Raw genomic sequence first — 15,567 nt, 5'->3', positions numbered from 1 at the left:
ACCCGTGCCGCGCGAATCCGGATCAGCAGCCCCATCTCATGGTGCCTCGCTACCGGTAACGGGAACCTCGTTACTGGTAGCGAGCACGTCGTGTTGATGCGGCTGGGATTCGCGCCGCGGCTGGGAAGGTCGCCGACGTGGACGACGAGAGGAAGGGACCGAAGCGGCAGAGTCCGCTGGACGGTCTCACGCCTGCCGACTTCGTCCGCGGGAACCGGTGGCCAACCGGCATGCCCGTCGAACCCAAGGCGTTGGCTCAGACGGGGCTGACCGCGCAGCAGCGTCGCGCTCACGTCCGAGCGGTCCGCTTCCTGCGCGATCTGGCCCTGGACTACGAGCGCCACGTCGGGGTCGAGAAGCTCACGCACGAGGCCATCGCAAACCGGTTGGGCATAGGCCAGAACGCCATCCGCGACCTGCGCGAAGGCAGGCGCTGGCCCAGCTTCCGCACTCTGTCTGTTCTGCGGGCGAACATCCCCACGAACGACGAGATGGACGTGGAGTACGGCACCGGCCAGCACCCGGGTTCCTGAGGTCTGGAGTTGGGCGCGCACGAGCCGACGGCGACCTTCCCTGCGTGCAGTGGTCTTCACGCGGCACCTCGGTTCTTGCGTCCTTCCCGTGGATCCGACACATTAGTTCGAACACCTGTTCGAACGCAAGGGGTTGGTGACGGTGGCAGTTCGAGGTCCGGTGGTGACGTCCCAGGCGCGGGAGCCGCACTTGCCGTGCGGCCGCCTGGCCGATGGGTCGTGGCTGTTCGCGCCGCTCGGGGTGCTCGTCGCCGTTGGTGATGGTGCGGCGGTGGTGTGTCACGGATGCGGTCAGGCTCTGGCGGCGTTGAGCGCGGCGCACCTTGGCGGGCATGGGTTGACGCCGACCACGTACCGGGAGCGGTTCGGGCTGAACCGCAAGGCGTCGCTGCTGTCGCCGGCCTTGGCGCAGCGCCGCCGCGAGGAGGGGGCTGCGCGGTGGGTCGGCAACGACCGGGTCCGGGTCGGGTTGGCCGTGGGGCAGGAGATGGCGCGTTCGGGGGCGCTGTACGAACTGGGTGCGGGCGCTCAGCCCCAAGGAGCTCGGCGGGTGCAGGGCAGGTTGGCGGCGTCGCGGTCGGGGGCGTCGCCGGCGTTGGCTGCGGACCGGGAGCGTCGTTCTGCGGCTGCGCGGGAGCGGTGGTGTGAGCGTGCGCGCGGCTTGGGCTTCGACTCGTTGGAGGCGTACCTAGCGCACCGGGTCGGGCAGGGCGTGTCGCTGTCACGACTGCGACGTGACCTCGGCTGTGGAGGTGCGGCGGCCTCGCGTCTGCTGGCGGAGTGGCTGGCTCGGTAGTCCCAGCGACGCGGCATGCCGGGTTGCACCATTTCCCAGCCCCCTCACAGTGAGTGTGGCTACAGTAGCCGTATAGTGAAGCAGCGAGAGAGACCCCGATGCTGAATCTGACCCGCCCGGACCACACACCCCTGCCCTCACCCGCCCTGCCGCTCGTTGTGGCGCAGGCGCGGCATGCCGGCGTGCGTGGCGAAGTGACCGCTGATGTTGTTGCTGCCGTTCAGGACAGGCTGCGCCAGGTGACTGGTGTTGATCTGGAGCGGGTGGCGCAGCTGATGAGCACCGACATCATCATCGGGCCTGGGGTGAGCCCGCCTCCGCAGACGTCGACGCCGGGCGTGCAGCTGGCGACCGCTGATGGCACATGGCAAGCGACGGTGACGCGTGAATGGGTGTCGCTGGAAACGCAGCGCTTCACGAGCTACGACGGCGCGTTTCGCCCTCTCTTCGAGCAGCTCCTCCTGGTGGTGACGGAACTGCTGTCACCGGTGACGACGGTCCGGTGCGGGCTGCGCTTCGTGAACGTTCTGACCCCGCCCGCCGACGCGCGTGGCGGTGCGCCGGACGCGTGGGGCAGGTGGGTGCGGAGCTCCCTGGTGGCGTTGGCCGCCGACGAGTGGCTCGCCGCCGGAATCGAGACGTTCGCCGGCCAGATGCTCCTTTCGGTCGCCCCCGGCGTCCACAGTGGCGTGCGGTCAGGGCCCGTGCAGAACGACGGCACTCCAGCGTTCCTGCTCGACATCGACACCTACGCCGAACCTCAAAGCGTGTGGCGCGCCAGCGAAGTCCTCGCCCAGTTCGACCGCCTCAACGAAAGCGGCGTGGCGCTGTTCCAGGAGCTCATCACCCCTGAGATGCTCAACCACCTGCGAGGCGAAGAATCTGAAGTGAGCAGCCAGAGCGAGGGGGGAAGCCGTTCATGACCGCAACGCCAACCATCATCAAGCCGACCGTGACGACGCGCACACCGGCGCCGACCGGGTCCGGCTTCTTGCTCGAGGACCCCTTCGCCTGGGCGAACGACGCAACGTACGTGACCATCCCCTTGGTTCCGTTGCCGTCGGAGGCTTTGCGCGCGCTTCTGCGTCGTTCTGCCGAGCTGGTCGCGCGCGTCAAGTACGAGCTGGACCGCGACGACGAAGCACGCCGCGCGGTGACTGCGCCGGCAGTGGGCCCTCAGCCGAAGCACCCCGGCACGCAGGCGCTGGAGCAGCTTCAGTCGTGGCTGGCGCTGCCCCTGGACGACATCGTGGCCGTGGTGGGGCTGTCGCCGTCGACGCGTCAGTTCTGGCGGAACAACCCCAGCGCCCCGGTGCGCCCGGCGAAGGCCGGGCGACTGCTGCGGTTCCGCACCGCTGTCGGGCTGCTCGTCGGCGACATCGGGCTCGATCGAGCCCGTCACCTGCTGCACAGCGAAGGCTGGCTCACGCCGTTGGACGAGGCGCAGCTCGTTGCTCTCGAGGCGCGGGTGCGCGAACAGCTCTCCCCCGGTCCGCTGACCGCGCCGCCAGCACTTGCCGCGCTCACCCCCGAACAGCTGCTGGCAGCCGTCAAGCCGCATACCGGAGAGGCTGCTCAACGCCGTCTCGAAACCCCTCGTGACGCCGCTTCCGCGGCGCCGGCGCAGGAAGATGACGCCGGGTAGACGGGGAGGGCGCGGCGGCCAGCCCGGCGCGCGCGGCAGAAACCCGGCTCACGGCCGCGGCGGGAACTCCCGCCGCGGCCAAGTTCCGTTCCCCTGGGACGGGCAGGCGCATGACGCCCGCATCACCGCCAACTACCAGCAGATTCAGACCGACGCGCACACCGCCGCCCTGAACGGCGTGCGTCCCTCGTCAACGCTCGTCCTGAAGTGGCACACCCAGTCCGTCGAAGGCGTTCCCCTCGCCGAACCCTGGGTGAAGGGGCACTACCGCGGCCAGGCGCCTCCCACCTCCCGGCTGTATGGCTACGTCAACGAGGTCGGCGGCGTGCCAGGCGCCCCCGCCCACGACGTGATCCGGCGCGTCCGGGAGACGTTCGAAGACCTGAACCGTCGCCTCGACGCCATCGACGCGCGCATCGCGGGCGGCGAGAGTGTCCTCGACGTGTACGCCGACGTGCTGGCCACGTGCGCGTGGCTCCACGGAGAGTGGGTCCGCATCCACCCCTTTGCTGACCACAACGGCAGCACGGCCCGGCTGATGACGGTCATGGTGGGTCTGCGGTACGGCGTGCCCTTGAACCTGCCAGGCAAGCCGCGGTCTGCCCTTCCTTCGGCCGGCCTGCTGCTCGACTACAACATCGCCTCGGGGAACCAGATGCACGGCGACGACCAGCTGATGGTGCTGTTCCTGGACCGGTCGGTTCGCGCCGGCCTGGCACCTCCACCTGGCCCGCAGCCCGGGCCCGGCCCCTAGGCCCTTCGTCGAGCCGGCACCCGTGGAACCGCTCGGTCGTCAGCGAGCGAACGACTGGGCCGGGGCGCTGGTACACGTCGCGCGGCCCTGCTATACGTTGCTAGAAATCGCGAATCTTGCTATACGCGCCGCGGCGAGTCCTGTGGCGTGCAGAGCCCTACACCCGGTCGGGTTGACCAATGCCTCCTGCTCGTCGCCGCGCCGGCTATCGGCCGGGCCAGCTGTCCCCACAGCTGCGCGGCGCCATCGCCGATGAGGCGCAGCGGGTGGCCGACCTCGAGGAGCCGCTGGTCGTTATCGCTGCCGTCGGTGATGTGTTCGCTTCCCTCGATGACGCCCTTGCGGAGCTTGCCCTGCCTCGGCTGCGAGCGGTGGCGCAGCTGAGGCGGCAGGGGTGGAGCTACGACCGCATCGCTGACGCAACCGCGCTCTCCAAAGGTCGCGTAGCGCAGCTTGCTCGAGAGGCTCGCACCCGCCACCTGTGAGGAAGCGTGGGCGCCTGTCCGGCGCCCTCGTGCGTGCAGCTCTTCACGCCCCTCCAGGCTGCACAAACAGCCCAGCGAGTGCGCTTGAGGCCGCCCCTAGCGTGAGTGTCACCGACTCCGACTAGCGTCCCCTCAAAGGACAGAACGACGGTGTTGCTGGGAGGCTCAGGTGCGCGTTGAAGAGCAGTCCAGTCTCAACCTCCTGGTCGCCGGCGAACGGCTCCACCTCATCGTCGGAGCAGCGCACCGGGACGGGACGCTCAGCTGCCACCTGCTGAGCGAGACCCCTAGGGCGGCCGGTTACTTCATCCGCCTTGACCTCACCGGCCACATACGTGACCTCCGAGCGCTGGACTCTGGCACGGCTCCACCCTCGGGTGTTCGGGGGGCCCTCGATGATGTCGGCCCGGCCGTGTGGCGGGCCGGTCTCGCCGATGGCCTGCGGCGCCGGCTCGAGGTCCTCGCACGTCTCGACATGGGTGGCGGGCCGGGCGTTGATGACCTTGCCCGCTTGGTCGCGAGAACTCGAGCCAAAGTCGCCGCGCTGGAGTCCGACGACACCGTCCTCCAGCCCGTTCTCGCCCGCCTGGCATCGACGTGGACAGGCACGGTCGAGGAACTAGGCGCGGCAGCCGAGCAGGAGCTCAACCGTTGAGAGTGCGTTCGGCCGAGTAGCCCGCGGGCGTCAGACCCTGACCGCGCCTCGCGCGCGTCTGGCACGGCTCGGGGCAGGCTGGGGCTGTGCTGGGGCGGCTCAACCCAGCGCGACGCGCAGACGACCCACGTCGGCGTCTGTCAGGTGCGACGTGAGCTGTCGAAGGAACAGCTCGTGAAGCTGGTCGGTGCGCGCCCTGTCCAGGCCCCACAGGTCAGCGGTCACCCGCAGGTCCGCCCGTTCGTCAACGCTGAGCTGAAGGTCGGCCAGGGCACGCGCGAGCAGGTCCAGGTACGCGCCGGCGCCCTCGTCGGCGGGGCCCGTCAGAGCCCCGCGGACAGCCAGCACGGGTAGAGCCGTCGTGGCTGCCGTCTGCAGTTGGGCCTCACGCGGCTTGAGCGTCGGGGCGATGACCGCGGGAGCGGACGTTACCGGAAGCGGGTCCTGCGTCAGGGTCTCGAAGGGGTCCACGCCGAGTTTGGCCGCTGCCCGAAGGTAATGGGCCAGCAGTGCTGCGGTCGCCGTCGCGTCCCCCAGCGCGGTGTGGGCGCCGACCAGGTCGATGCCAGCTTCTTCGCAGCAGTCGTGCAAGCGGCGGGCGTCGGCGAAGTGCCCGGCCAGGGTCATCGTGCACAGGGTCGGCCACAACGGTGGCTGGTGACCGGCGCGTAGGAACTCCGCGGACAGGAAGCCCAGGTCGAACAACGCGTTGTGGGCTACGACCACCGTGCCTGCCATCCGCGCGGCGATGAACGGCAGCACGTCCTCGAACCGCGGCGCCCCCGCCAGCTGCTCGGGGGTGATGCCGTGGACGTGGGACGGTCCGGGGTCACGGTCCGGGTTGATGAGCGTGTGCCAGGTGTCGGTGACGACTCCGTGAGGGTCCGTCGTCACGATGGCAAGCTCGACGACGCGGTCGGCCTTGTGCGCGGCGAACCCGGTCGTCTCGAGGTCCACGACGCTGAACTGGGTCCGACCGAGCACAGGCAGGTCGTCCGAAGCGTCGGCCTCGGCGCGGTCTGTAATCGTCCACGGCGCGTGACGTCCCGCGCCCAATGGGGTCTGGTCGGTGCCTGGTGGGAGTTCTGCAGCGATGGTCGCCAGGGCTTCCCAGGCGCCGTCGACGTCGAGCTGGCTGGCTGCGTACCCGCGGGCTGATAGGGCGGGCCCCAGGTACTCGTCGTACCTCTCCACGGCCCTGTTGCTCACTGTCGCCGCCAGCTCCTGCGCCGCGGGTGGCCGGCTTGCGGCCATCGCGGTGATGAGCCGGTGCAGCGTCGGCGCGTCCGTGCCCGTGACCGACAGCGACACCCCTTCCTGGCCGACGCGCAGACCTTGCGCGGCGAAGCTGACCGCGAGGGTGTTCATGATCTTGTCCCCGCGCCAGGCGAACACGCGACTGTCGTTCCCGTCATGCTGGACGGAGTGGACGTGCAGGCCCATCTGGTGGAAAGCCAGACGGCCCTGGTCGAGCAACTCCATCGCGGCTGCGTCGAGGTATCGGGGTATGGCCGTGCTGCGGTACACGGCGAGCATCCGGCGGCGGACGGTGTCGTCGATGTGGCCGCTACCACCGGCGAAGGTGGGGGCGCGCCCACCGGCAGCGGCCGTGAGCTGGATGACGTGCTGTTGGGTGTCGACGGACACGACCTGCCACCGGCGGCCGCCGAAGATGATGAACGTCCCGGGCATGAGCGGGTGGTCGACGGGGAGGCTGCCGAGGGTCCGTCCGTCGGCGACGAGGCGGTACTCCTCACTGGTGGCGAAGGCGCTGTAGAACGAGTAGTGGTTCACGAGCCGTTCGCCGATGCGGCCGTGAAGCAGCAGGCCGGAGCTGTCCTGCTCGATGAGCTCAGCGGTGCCAAGGTCGCGCAGCAGCTCCACGAACGTTCCCTGGTCGACCCGGCTGAAGGGGCCACGCGCGCACAGCGCGTCGTACAGGGCCGCGGCGTGCGCGCCGCCGCGTTGGGCGATGACGGACAGCACCTGCTGGGTGAGTGTCGACAGGTGCAGCGCGCTGGTCGACGGTGGCTCGTACCATCGGTCCAGGAGCAGATCGACCATGGCCACCGTCTGCACGACGTGGGTACGGATGAGGTCTGGGGCGCTGGTCGTGGGGGTGGCTTCCGGCTCGGTGACGTACATCCGCAGCACCGCCGGCTTGCCGCGCCGCCCGGCTCGTCCGACGCGTTGACGCAGCGCGGACACGCTGAACGGTGCCCCGACCTGGGCTATGGAGTCCGCGGACCCGATGTCGATGCCCATTTCGAGGGTGGACGTACACACCGCCGTGGTGGGGGTGGTCGGGTCCTTCAGCCGGGCCTCGACGTTCTCACGCAGGTCCTTGGACAGGTTGCCGTGGTGGGCGTGGAACTCGTTCGGGACGCGCAGCTCGTCGCTGGCTCGGGTGAGCAGGTCGGTGTACGTCTCGACAGCAGTCCGGCTGTTCGCGAAGACGAGGTTGTCCCGGCTGCGGAGCACTTCGAACAGGTGCGCGGCGATGTCCTGCTGGCAGGTGGGTGGCGCCTCGCCGCTGCCGCGTGGGTCAACGTCGACGTAGCCGCGCACTTGCAGCAGTAGCTCACCGCGCTCGGCGCCGTCGTCGGTGACGACGGCTACCCGTTCCCCGCCGCCGGGCCGCAGGAAGTTCGCTGCCCCGGCCAGGTCGCCGAGGGTGGCGGACAACGCCACCCTCGGAATGGGTCGACGGATGACCAGCTCGGTGCGGTGCAACAGCGATTGGAGCTGCGCACCGCGTTCGGTGCCGATGAAGGCGTGCAGCTCGTCGATAACGACGAAGCGGCAGGCGCCGAGGATGCGGGCGGCGTCGCTGCCATGGTTGACGAACAAGGATTCCAGGGACTCCGGCGTGATGAGCAGGACGCCGTCAGGGGTCTTGCGCAGCCGTTGCTTGTTCGACGCGGCCACGTCGCCGTGCCACCGGTGCACGGGAACCCCCGCTCCGTCACACAGCGACTCGAGGCGGTTGGCCTGGTCGTTGATGAGAGCTTTCAACGGGCTGACGTACAGGGCCTTGACCCCAGGCCCGGCCAGGTCGCTCGCGGCGTCACTGGCTTGGTGGGCCAGGGCGGAGACGATAGGCAGCCACGCTGCTTCCGTCTTGCCGCTGGCTGTGGCGGCCGCGACGATGACGTCTTGGTTGGCGCTGCCTATGGCGGCGGCGGCGCGCTCCTGGATGGGTCGCAGGGCCGGCCAGCCCTGGTCCCAGACCCACTTCTGCACGGCAGGGTGGAACGCCCCGAACGCGCTCGACTCCGGTCCGGTCACGGCCCCGCCCGTGCGTGGCCGGTCCGGTTGGCCGGTGCGTGGGTCAGAGTCGGAAGCTGGAGAGCTCGTCACCGCTGCCGTGCTCCGTCGAGGCCGGCTGCGCGCCACCGGTGTTGATGGTGACGGTCGTCCCGCTAGGCACGTCACCCGGGCTGGAGGCTGCGACAGGGGTCGATGGCGTTGTGTCCGTGTCCTCCCCGTCAAGGGCCTCGAGGTCGGGGTCGGCGTCGGCGTCGATGGTGCTGGTGGCGACCAGGTCATCCCAGCTCAGGTGCGGGTTCTGCTCGAGGATGGCCAGCAGGTCCAGGAACCCCTTGATGGTGTTGCGCGGAGTGCGGAAGTACGCGTCGCCCACCCGGGACGCGCAGTGCTCCATGTAGGACCGCAGCCCAAGGTCTGGGACGAGGTAGGCGGCCTGGTCACCGCTGGCCTGGACGTGCCGCAGCTTGGCCAGCAGCAGGTAGAAGTCCTCCGGGCTCAGGTTCGCCAACCGCAGCACCGGTCCGGAGTAGTCGACTGCTCCGGCGCGAGCGAACGTGTTCTCCGCCAGCCTCGACTGCAGCGCGGCGTACGAGTACAGCCCGCGTCGGGTGTCCATGAGGAAGTCCGGGGTGCCACCGAACACGAACCCGAGCCCCTGCGCGGTCCCTTGGAGGCTGTCGTTGAGGATGCGCAGAATCTGCTCGTAGTTCGCGTTTCTGGCTTGGGTGTTCGCGAGCTTGTACAGGTTGACCATCTCGTCCAGGCACACGAGGAGGCCGTCGAACCCGGCCAGGCGAACGAACCGGGACAGCAGCTTGAGCTGGTCGTAGAAGTTCGCGTCGTCGATGATGGTCCGCACCCCGAGCGCGGCGCGGGCGTCGGTGCGGGTGGCGAACTCGCCTCGCAACCACCGGACCGCGTCGAGCTTGAGGGTTTCGTCGCCCGTGTCGTGACCCTGCCAGTACTTGCCGACGACCTCAGCGAAGTCGTACCCGCCGGTCAGCTCGGTCAACGACGCCAACCGGGCCGCGATGGCCACCTCTGGGGTCTGCCCGGTCGCCTTGGCCTCCGCGAGAGCCTGGGTGACGAACCGTTCGACGACGTTGGCCATCGCGCCGCCGTCCGGCTTGGCCCTGGTCGCCATGTTCCGCATGAGCTCGGCGTACAGGCTCCGGGCCTGGCCACCGGTCGCGTGCAACCGGCGGTCCGGGGACAGGTCGGCGTGCACAGTGACGAGCTTGCGCTGCAACGCGATGGAGCGGACCAGGTGCAGGAAGAACGTCTTCCCGGACCCGTACTCACCGATGACGAACCGGCTCCCAGAACCGCCGTCGGCGATGCGGTCGATGTCGGCGAGCAGGGCGGTGACCTCGGGGGCTCGACCGACCTGGATGTGGTGCTGCCCGGTGCGGGGCACGACCCCGGCGCGCAACGACTGGAGGACGGCGTCACGCTCCCGTGGGCGGATGCGTTCGGTGTCGATGCCGGTCGTGGGGGTGGTCACGTGAGCAGTCCTTCCAAGCCTTCGGGGTTGATGTCGAGCTCGTCGTCGCCCTCGATGACCGGTTCGCCGGTGGCGTCGATGGCTGCCTCGTTGAGCATGTCGATGGCACCGTCAGGCATCACGCCGAACGATGCAGCGAGGTCGTCGAACTCGGGCCGGGTCCACGTGCTGCGACTGCTGAGCTGGCGTAGGAGGGCAGTGGTGGCAGCGTCGAGTCCGGCGATGACGTCACCGTCCGGCGCCGTGTCCTGCCTTTCGGATGCTCGCGCGGTGGCGCTGGGACTCGGGGCGTCGGCCGATGACGATGCCGGCGCGGGTGCGGCCGGGTCGTCCTCTTCGGTGAACAGGGTGCGCAGCAGCGCAGTCACCTCAGCCGTCTGCTCGAGCTTGGCTGCGATGACGTCCTCATCCAGGACCAGCCCAGCACTCGAGGTCTCAGGCGGGCGGTGCCGGCCGGGGGCTGGCACGCTGAACCCGGCATCCTCCGGCGCGGCGTCGCGGACCCGCACCGGCCCGGTCGCAGGTCGCACCGGTTCGGTCATGGACACGTGCAGGCGGCTCGTGACGGACGACGGGTCCAGACCAAGCAATGTGTAGATCTTGCCCAGCGAGGTGACCTCCTGCGGGGAGATGACCCCGTCAGCAGCCGCGACCGTGACCAGCAGCTGCCCGATGCCTTCGCGCTGCGCGCCGGTCAGCGCGTCAAGCCGCTTCTTCAGCCCGGTCGTCTTCAGGTCACTGTTCAGCAACCAGGTCAGGTGAGCAGCCAGGCGAGTGCGTTCCCCCAGCGTCAGGTGCAAGGCGGCGTTCAGGTGCTCGACCAGATGGTTCTGCTCTTCGGGGCTCACCACGCCGTCAGCCGCGGAGACCACGGCGGCCAAGTGCAGCAGCGTCGTCGCAGCCGAGTACGTGGGGGTCGCCGCGGCCGGGCTGGCAGGGCCCGTCCGGAACAGGACGACCGGTCCCGGCGTGATGGGCGGCCCACCCAGACGGACGTCGGGTTCGACCCCCACGTCGAACTGGGACAGCAGCCCCGCCAAGGCGGTCGTCTCCGTCTTGGCCATCTTCTCCGGGTTGGCCACCGGCCACCGGCTCAGCAGGTCGATACCGTCGATGAGCGCCTGCTCCTTCCCGCCCAACGCTTCCAGCACCCACGCGCGGAACTCGTCCACGGCACTGCTCGTGGCCGCCAAACCAGCGGGAAGCAGCGCCGCACCCGCCAGCGCTTGGCGCGGGGTCGGCTCAGGGTTGCGCCCCACCCATCGGCTGTACGGGTCAAGCTCGTCGGTGACCCGCTCGAACAGCTCACGCAAGGCTCGACCAGCCGCTGGGTTGTCGACCACGTCCCGGATGCCTGCGAGCTCGAGCTCGGCACCGCCGATGCCGGCGCTGGCCGTGTGGTAGCTGACCTTCACCGGACGCCCGGTCCCGCGAATCTTCAGCCCGTCGGCGTGCTTCTCGCTGTACCTGAGGCTGAACAGGGCCGCGAACTCCTGCGGGCATCGAGTGGCCGGGGTCCGCGGGTACACCTCCGGGTGGTACCAGGCCCAAGCCAGGGCCCAGTTCGCCGGCACCGGCTTGTTGTCCGCGGCCAGGTCACCCAGTGCGAGCTTCAACGCCATGGGAATGGGCCACGTCTGCCGGTCCAGCGGCGGAGGTGGCGCGGCCACCGGGTCGCCCGTAGCTGCTCCCACCAGGTCCAACACCGAGAGGAACTGTGACGCGTACACGCGGAAGGAGCCGTTGTGCCCGTAGATGGACAGCAGCCGCTGCACCTCAATGCGGATGGAGTCGACCTCGGCCGTGAGGGACTTGTCTGCGGCCACGTCGAGCAGTGCCCGACGCTCAAGCCCGTAGAAGAAGATGAAGACGTACCCGATGGACGCACGCGGGTCGGTTCGGCCACCGGACAACCACTCCAGGTACGCGGCCCGAGCGCCCGGTGTCAGCTTCGAGTACGACGGCCAGTAGCCCAGCGAACTGCCGTTCCTGTCCGGGCGGCGAGAGTCAACCTTCAGGGACGGGTCGACCAGCGACGGGTCCGGGTTCGCTTTCGGGGAGGTCAGGCCACGGCCGACGTAGACCATGCCGGGCAGGTCGAACCCAGCCACGGTGACACGCACGTTGTCCGGGTACCAGGACGCGTGCCGCGAGACCGAGTGAGGGCTCGTGTGGACGCCGGGCTGCTGCGCGGCCTGCGGTGGCGCAGGTGCGGGTGCCGCCGGGATGGGCGCTGCCGCTCGAGGTGCGGCCACGGGCGGTGTCGGCGTTCGGGGGGCCGACGGCGGGGACGCGGCCGGAGCGGGTCGGGCGGCCGTCGGGGCCTGCGGCCGCGACGGTGCGGCAGCCTGCTCCTTCTTGCGGTTGGGCCCCAAGAACCAGTCCAGAAATCCCACCTGAAGCCCCCCGCCGTTGCCGCGTCAGGCCCTTCCACCTGACTGCGAGAGCACGCTACCCGAGGGTTCGGACAAACACTGGCGAATGCGGACGCTCAGGTCGGCCAGACCGGATGAGGCATCCACCGTCAAGGCTGCTCGCCCACCCTGACGGTCAGTCGGGGCAGTGCGGTGGGGAACCTTTGCCTGTGTGGGGCGACGGGGTCACCTCGTCGTGTTGCAGCCAGCCTTCCTCGTCGCTCAACTTGAACCATCGTCCGTCTGCTTGGTCTACATAGCAGTCCACCGATACCGACTCTCCGGAGATGTAGGACCGTCCGCCGGCGGCCTGCGCATTCGGCACTGTCTTGACTACCGTGACGGGCCCCGAGTTGGCGGCGACGATGAACGGATATCGATCTGGCCCACTCTGGACTTGGTGCCCAATCAGCCCCGCAGAAAAGACCCCGCCGACAAAGGCGACCCCAACGAGGACGACCACGGTCCAGCGGCCAAACGCCGACTTCGGCGAAACCGGTCGCTTGTTCAGGTAGATGTCAGCGACGAGCAAAAGGGAAGCGACGCACAGCCCAAAGAGCACGGCCAATGGCCCCGGCACTGACAGAGCCTGGATGAGTCCAGTCACCAGCCCAGCGCTACAGAAGAGAGCAATGACGACGTCGCGCACGTTTTTCGTCACAGCCGAACTCTAGGTGCTTGTCGCGATGGCCGACCTCCAGGCGCTAAGCCCGCGGTGTGGGCTGCGGTTCGTCCCCCACCTCATGGCGGCTCACGGCAGCACGGGCCACGCCGATGACGGGCGTGACGCGGTCAGGCGCAGACCCGCCCTTCGCGCGGGTGACACGGAACGCTGGGTGACGAGTGGCCGGCTGAGTCATGGCATCGGATGGTGCGACGTCGACCATCGCCGGCAATGGTCGGGCGCAACCGTCTCGCACCGAAGCGCCGTTCGGCATGCCTGACACCGTCAGCGAAATGCGGCCGCCCTCAGGACCGGCGCGCTCGACCGGAAGTGAAGAGCTCTGCACCTCTGCCGGCGCCGAGGTTGGGCGGGCGGAAGTGACCACGAATGTCGGCGGTGCCGCTTAGCCTCATGCTTGGCGCCGGCCTCCGGCGTCAAAGGGGAGCGGTTGTCGCCCCGGGTCGAAGGTCAATGCGTCAGCCCGTCTGGCGTGCACCGTGCTGCTGGCGCGGGCACGTCGCGCACCGGCGCGGCCCCCGACCCGCGCGGCGTGGTGGGTCGAAAGGGGTGGGGTGTTGAGCGACATCGTGGGAGAGCTAGCTCGTGTGAAGGGCGCTTTCGAGCAGCCGACGTTGACGCTGCTGCACCAGCGTCAGGCGCCGGTCATCATCGCCATCTTCCGCAGCGCCTTCGGTCCGGATGCCCGGACCATCCCGGCCGCACGATTGCACGACCAGGTGGAGACGTACCTCGGTGAACTGAGGCTGGACGGTGTCGCCGACGTGCCTGGCGGCTCGGGACGGGACCTGTGTTTGCGGTGGATGCGCGGCCAGTGGCTGGTCCGCAGCACCGAAGACGACGGCACCGAGGTGTACACACTCACGTCCCACGCTCAGGTTGCCTTGCAGCAGGTGCGCAGCATGACGCGTGACCGGGCGAGCCTGTCCGAGCATCGCATCTCCACGATTGTGTCGGCGGTCCGCCGGTTCAACGCGCAGGTGAACCCTGACCGGGCAGCTCGGGTGAGCATCCTAAACGCCCAGTTGTCGGAGCTCGCGGCCGAACGGGACCGGCTGCTCGCCGGAGGCGACATGCCGACCGTGTCGGACGACTACATGATCGAGGGGTACAACGAGGTCCTTCAGCTGGTCTCTGCCCTGCCGAGCGACTTCGCTCGCGTCGAGGAGGCGTTCTCGACACTGCGTGGCCAAGTTCTTGCCTCGTTCCGAGCTGAAAGCCGTCCCGCTGGTGAGGTCATCGACGACTACCTGAAACGGGCTGACTCGCTCATGACGGCCACCGCCGAAGGTCGCGCGTTCGAAGGTGCGTTCGCCCTCCTGCGCGACGATGAACTGCTCCTGCAGCTGCGCGAAGACCTGGGCGCCCTGTTGGAGCACCCAGTCGCAGGCGACCTGCTCATCGACGGCGACCGTCGAGAGCTGCGGAACACGGTCAACCTCATCCGCGCCGGCATCGTGGACGTGCTGGCGCAACGCAACCGGGTCACCGCGACGCTGCGCGACTACATCGTCACGCACGACATCAACCGTGACCGTGAGCTCGACAGCGTCCTGCGCGCCATCGACGCCGAGCTCGCCACGTGGATGCAGACTGCAGGCCCGAACGCGAAGGTGCCCAAAGCGCTCCTGCCTTCCCGGGTGGAGGTCACGCACCTGCGCGAGCGGTACTTCGACCCGTCCACCGAGACCGCCCCGCCACCTCTCGCGTCCCGCGACGAAGACCGCCCGGACAACCTGTCCTTGGACGACCTGCTCAAAGCCGGCGGCCCGTCCTTCACGTCGCTGCGTGAGGCGCTCAACGCCGCGCTCACCGGACCAGACCCCATGGCTTCCCTCGGGTCCCTGTTCGACTCGCTCGACCCGCAGCTGCGCCGACCGGTCGAGATATTCGGACTACTCCACCTGGCCACCAACGCCCAAGGCATGACCTCCCACGAAGACAGGGAGCTGTACTCCACCGTCCGTCCCGACGGGTCCACCCGGGACCTGTCCGTGCCACGCGTGGCACCCACCAACCACCAGCCCGACCGCGGCATACCCGCGGACCATGCACCGCAGGAGCAGGCATGACAGACACCGCGTACTTCGACTCTCAGGAGGACACCTCCGACGTGGGCCTGCCCCCGGACAGCCTCGACCGGGAGGACCCCGAGCGTGAACTGACGTCGACCCTCGCCCTGTTCGAGGGTGACGAGGGCGGACTCGAGCTGGACCAACGCAAGACGCTCGTCGTGCTGTTGAAGAAGCGGTTCATCAGCAACCAGTCCGACCCCAAGGAGTGGAAGGCCCTGATGGCGAACCCTCGCGTCATCAGGTCCCGGCTCAACGACCTGTTCATGGACCTGCACCTGGACACCGAACGCGAGGTCGCCTACAAGCGTCAGGTGTCACCTGAAGGTGGCGGTCGCCCGTTCCCCACCCTGCTGTACGACACCGCGTGGGGACGAGAGGACACCATCCTGCTGGTGTACCTGCGCACCCAGGCCCGGCACGAGCAGGCCAGTGGCGCCGAACGCGTCTTCGTCGAGCGGGACGACATGCTCGAGTTCATCGCCCAGCACCGCCCAGAGCGCGCCACCGACCAGACCAGCGACGCCAAACGAGCCAGTGCCGCCGTCGAAGCGCTGACCAAGGCCGGGCTGCTCATGACCACGAACATCCCCGACCGTTTCGAGGTGAGTGCAGCCATCGAGGTGATGCTGCCCATGGAGAAGCTGCACGAACTGCTCGCCTGGCTGAAGGAGCAGAACAACCCCACCGACCCCACCCTGCTCGCAGCCCCGGGGGCCGCAGAGACCACCGACCCCGACGGCAACGAGGACTGAGA

At 69.0% G+C, this 15,567-nt stretch carries 13 protein-coding genes; 9 read left to right on the top strand and 4 right to left on the bottom strand.

The window, feature by feature from the left end:
* Positions 1 to 137: 137 nt before the first annotated feature.
* The 7 genes from ABD262_RS10955 to ABD262_RS10930 all read left to right on the top strand — a co-directional run bounded on the left by ABD262_RS10955 (position 138) and on the right by ABD262_RS10930 (position 4,868).
* The gene (locus tag ABD262_RS10955) at positions 138 to 533 is read left to right on the top strand and encodes a helix-turn-helix transcriptional regulator (RefSeq protein WP_344135569.1); all 396 of its coding nucleotides are present in this window, start codon (positions 138 to 140) and stop codon (positions 531 to 533) included.
* Between the two features lie 136 nt (positions 534 to 669).
* Positions 670 to 1,329 carry a MucR family transcriptional regulator gene (locus tag ABD262_RS19630; protein ID WP_425564849.1) on the top strand — a complete coding sequence of 220 codons (660 nt, stop codon included), beginning with the start codon at positions 670 to 672 and terminating at the stop codon, positions 1,327 to 1,329.
* 98 nt (positions 1,330 to 1,427) lie between these two features.
* Positions 1,428 to 2,252: a TIGR04255 family protein gene (locus ABD262_RS10950; protein WP_344135567.1), complete on the top strand. Its 825-nt coding sequence runs from the start codon at positions 1,428 to 1,430 to the stop codon at positions 2,250 to 2,252.
* Positions 2,249 to 2,974 (top strand): hypothetical protein, encoded by a 726-nt coding sequence (locus tag ABD262_RS10945; RefSeq protein WP_344135565.1) that lies wholly within the window; start codon positions 2,249 to 2,251, stop codon positions 2,972 to 2,974. Before ABD262_RS10950 ends, ABD262_RS10945 begins: the two co-directional genes overlap by 4 nt.
* Positions 2,928 to 3,728 (top strand): Fic family protein, encoded by an 801-nt coding sequence (locus ABD262_RS10940; RefSeq protein WP_344135562.1) that lies wholly within the window; start codon positions 2,928 to 2,930, stop codon positions 3,726 to 3,728. The genes ABD262_RS10945 and ABD262_RS10940 overlap by 47 nt, the downstream gene beginning before the upstream one ends.
* 266 nt (positions 3,729 to 3,994) lie before the next feature.
* Positions 3,995 to 4,213, top strand: coding sequence for a hypothetical protein (locus tag ABD262_RS10935; protein ID WP_344135559.1), 219 nt, complete (start codon positions 3,995 to 3,997; stop codon positions 4,211 to 4,213).
* A 169-nt stretch (positions 4,214 to 4,382) separates the two neighbouring features.
* Positions 4,383 to 4,868 (top strand): hypothetical protein, encoded by a 486-nt coding sequence (locus ABD262_RS10930; protein ID WP_344135557.1) that lies wholly within the window; start codon positions 4,383 to 4,385, stop codon positions 4,866 to 4,868.
* A 99-nt stretch (positions 4,869 to 4,967) separates the two neighbouring features.
* Here the strand turns inward: ABD262_RS10930 and ABD262_RS10925 are convergent, their stop codons facing one another.
* From ABD262_RS10925 to ABD262_RS10910, 4 genes are all read right to left on the bottom strand, one after another.
* Positions 4,968 to 8,156, bottom strand: coding sequence for a DEAD/DEAH box helicase (locus ABD262_RS10925; protein ID WP_344135554.1), 3,189 nt, complete (start codon positions 8,154 to 8,156; stop codon positions 4,968 to 4,970).
* Between the two features lie 43 nt (positions 8,157 to 8,199).
* The gene (locus ABD262_RS10920; protein ID WP_344135551.1) at positions 8,200 to 9,642 is read right to left on the bottom strand and encodes an ATP-binding protein; all 1,443 of its coding nucleotides are present in this window, start codon (positions 9,640 to 9,642) and stop codon (positions 8,200 to 8,202) included.
* Positions 9,639 to 11,765: a tellurite resistance TerB family protein gene (locus ABD262_RS10915; protein ID WP_344135548.1), complete on the bottom strand. Its 2,127-nt coding sequence runs from the start codon at positions 11,763 to 11,765 to the stop codon at positions 9,639 to 9,641. Before ABD262_RS10915 ends, ABD262_RS10920 begins: the two co-directional genes overlap by 4 nt.
* A gap of 427 nt (positions 11,766 to 12,192) precedes the next feature.
* Positions 12,193 to 12,717: a hypothetical protein gene (locus ABD262_RS10910; protein ID WP_344135545.1), complete on the bottom strand. Its 525-nt coding sequence runs from the start codon at positions 12,715 to 12,717 to the stop codon at positions 12,193 to 12,195.
* 500 nt (positions 12,718 to 13,217) lie between these two features.
* Here ABD262_RS10910 and ABD262_RS10905 point away from each other — a divergent pair, with 500 nt between their 5' ends.
* Both ABD262_RS10905 and ABD262_RS10900 read left to right on the top strand, forming a co-directional pair.
* The gene (locus tag ABD262_RS10905; RefSeq protein WP_344135542.1) at positions 13,218 to 14,810 is read left to right on the top strand and encodes a DUF3375 domain-containing protein; all 1,593 of its coding nucleotides are present in this window, start codon (positions 13,218 to 13,220) and stop codon (positions 14,808 to 14,810) included.
* Positions 14,807 to 15,565 (top strand): DUF4194 domain-containing protein, encoded by a 759-nt coding sequence (locus ABD262_RS10900; RefSeq protein WP_344135539.1) that lies wholly within the window; start codon positions 14,807 to 14,809, stop codon positions 15,563 to 15,565. Before ABD262_RS10905 ends, ABD262_RS10900 begins: the two co-directional genes overlap by 4 nt.
* The last annotated feature ends 2 nt before the right edge of the window (positions 15,566 to 15,567 follow it).

Origin of the sequence: Pedococcus bigeumensis, from assembly GCF_039531795.1 — a bacterium.
GTDB classification, from domain to species: Bacteria; Actinomycetota; Actinomycetes; order Actinomycetales; family Dermatophilaceae; genus Pedococcus; species Pedococcus bigeumensis.
The sequence above is the reverse complement of the archived record's forward strand: the minus strand, read 5'-3'. Positions and strand labels throughout refer to the sequence as shown.

Excerpts from the sequence above, each read along its gene's own strand:
- ABD262_RS10950 (WP_344135567.1), top strand. The coding sequence starts at position 1,428 with ATGCTGAATCTGACCCGCCCGGACCACACACCCCTGCCCTCACCCGCC.
- ABD262_RS10945 (WP_344135565.1), top strand. The coding sequence starts at position 2,249 with ATGACCGCAACGCCAACCATCATCAAGCCGACCGTGACGACGCGCACA.
- ABD262_RS10900 (WP_344135539.1), top strand. The coding sequence starts at position 14,807 with ATGACAGACACCGCGTACTTCGACTCTCAGGAGGACACCTCCGACGTG.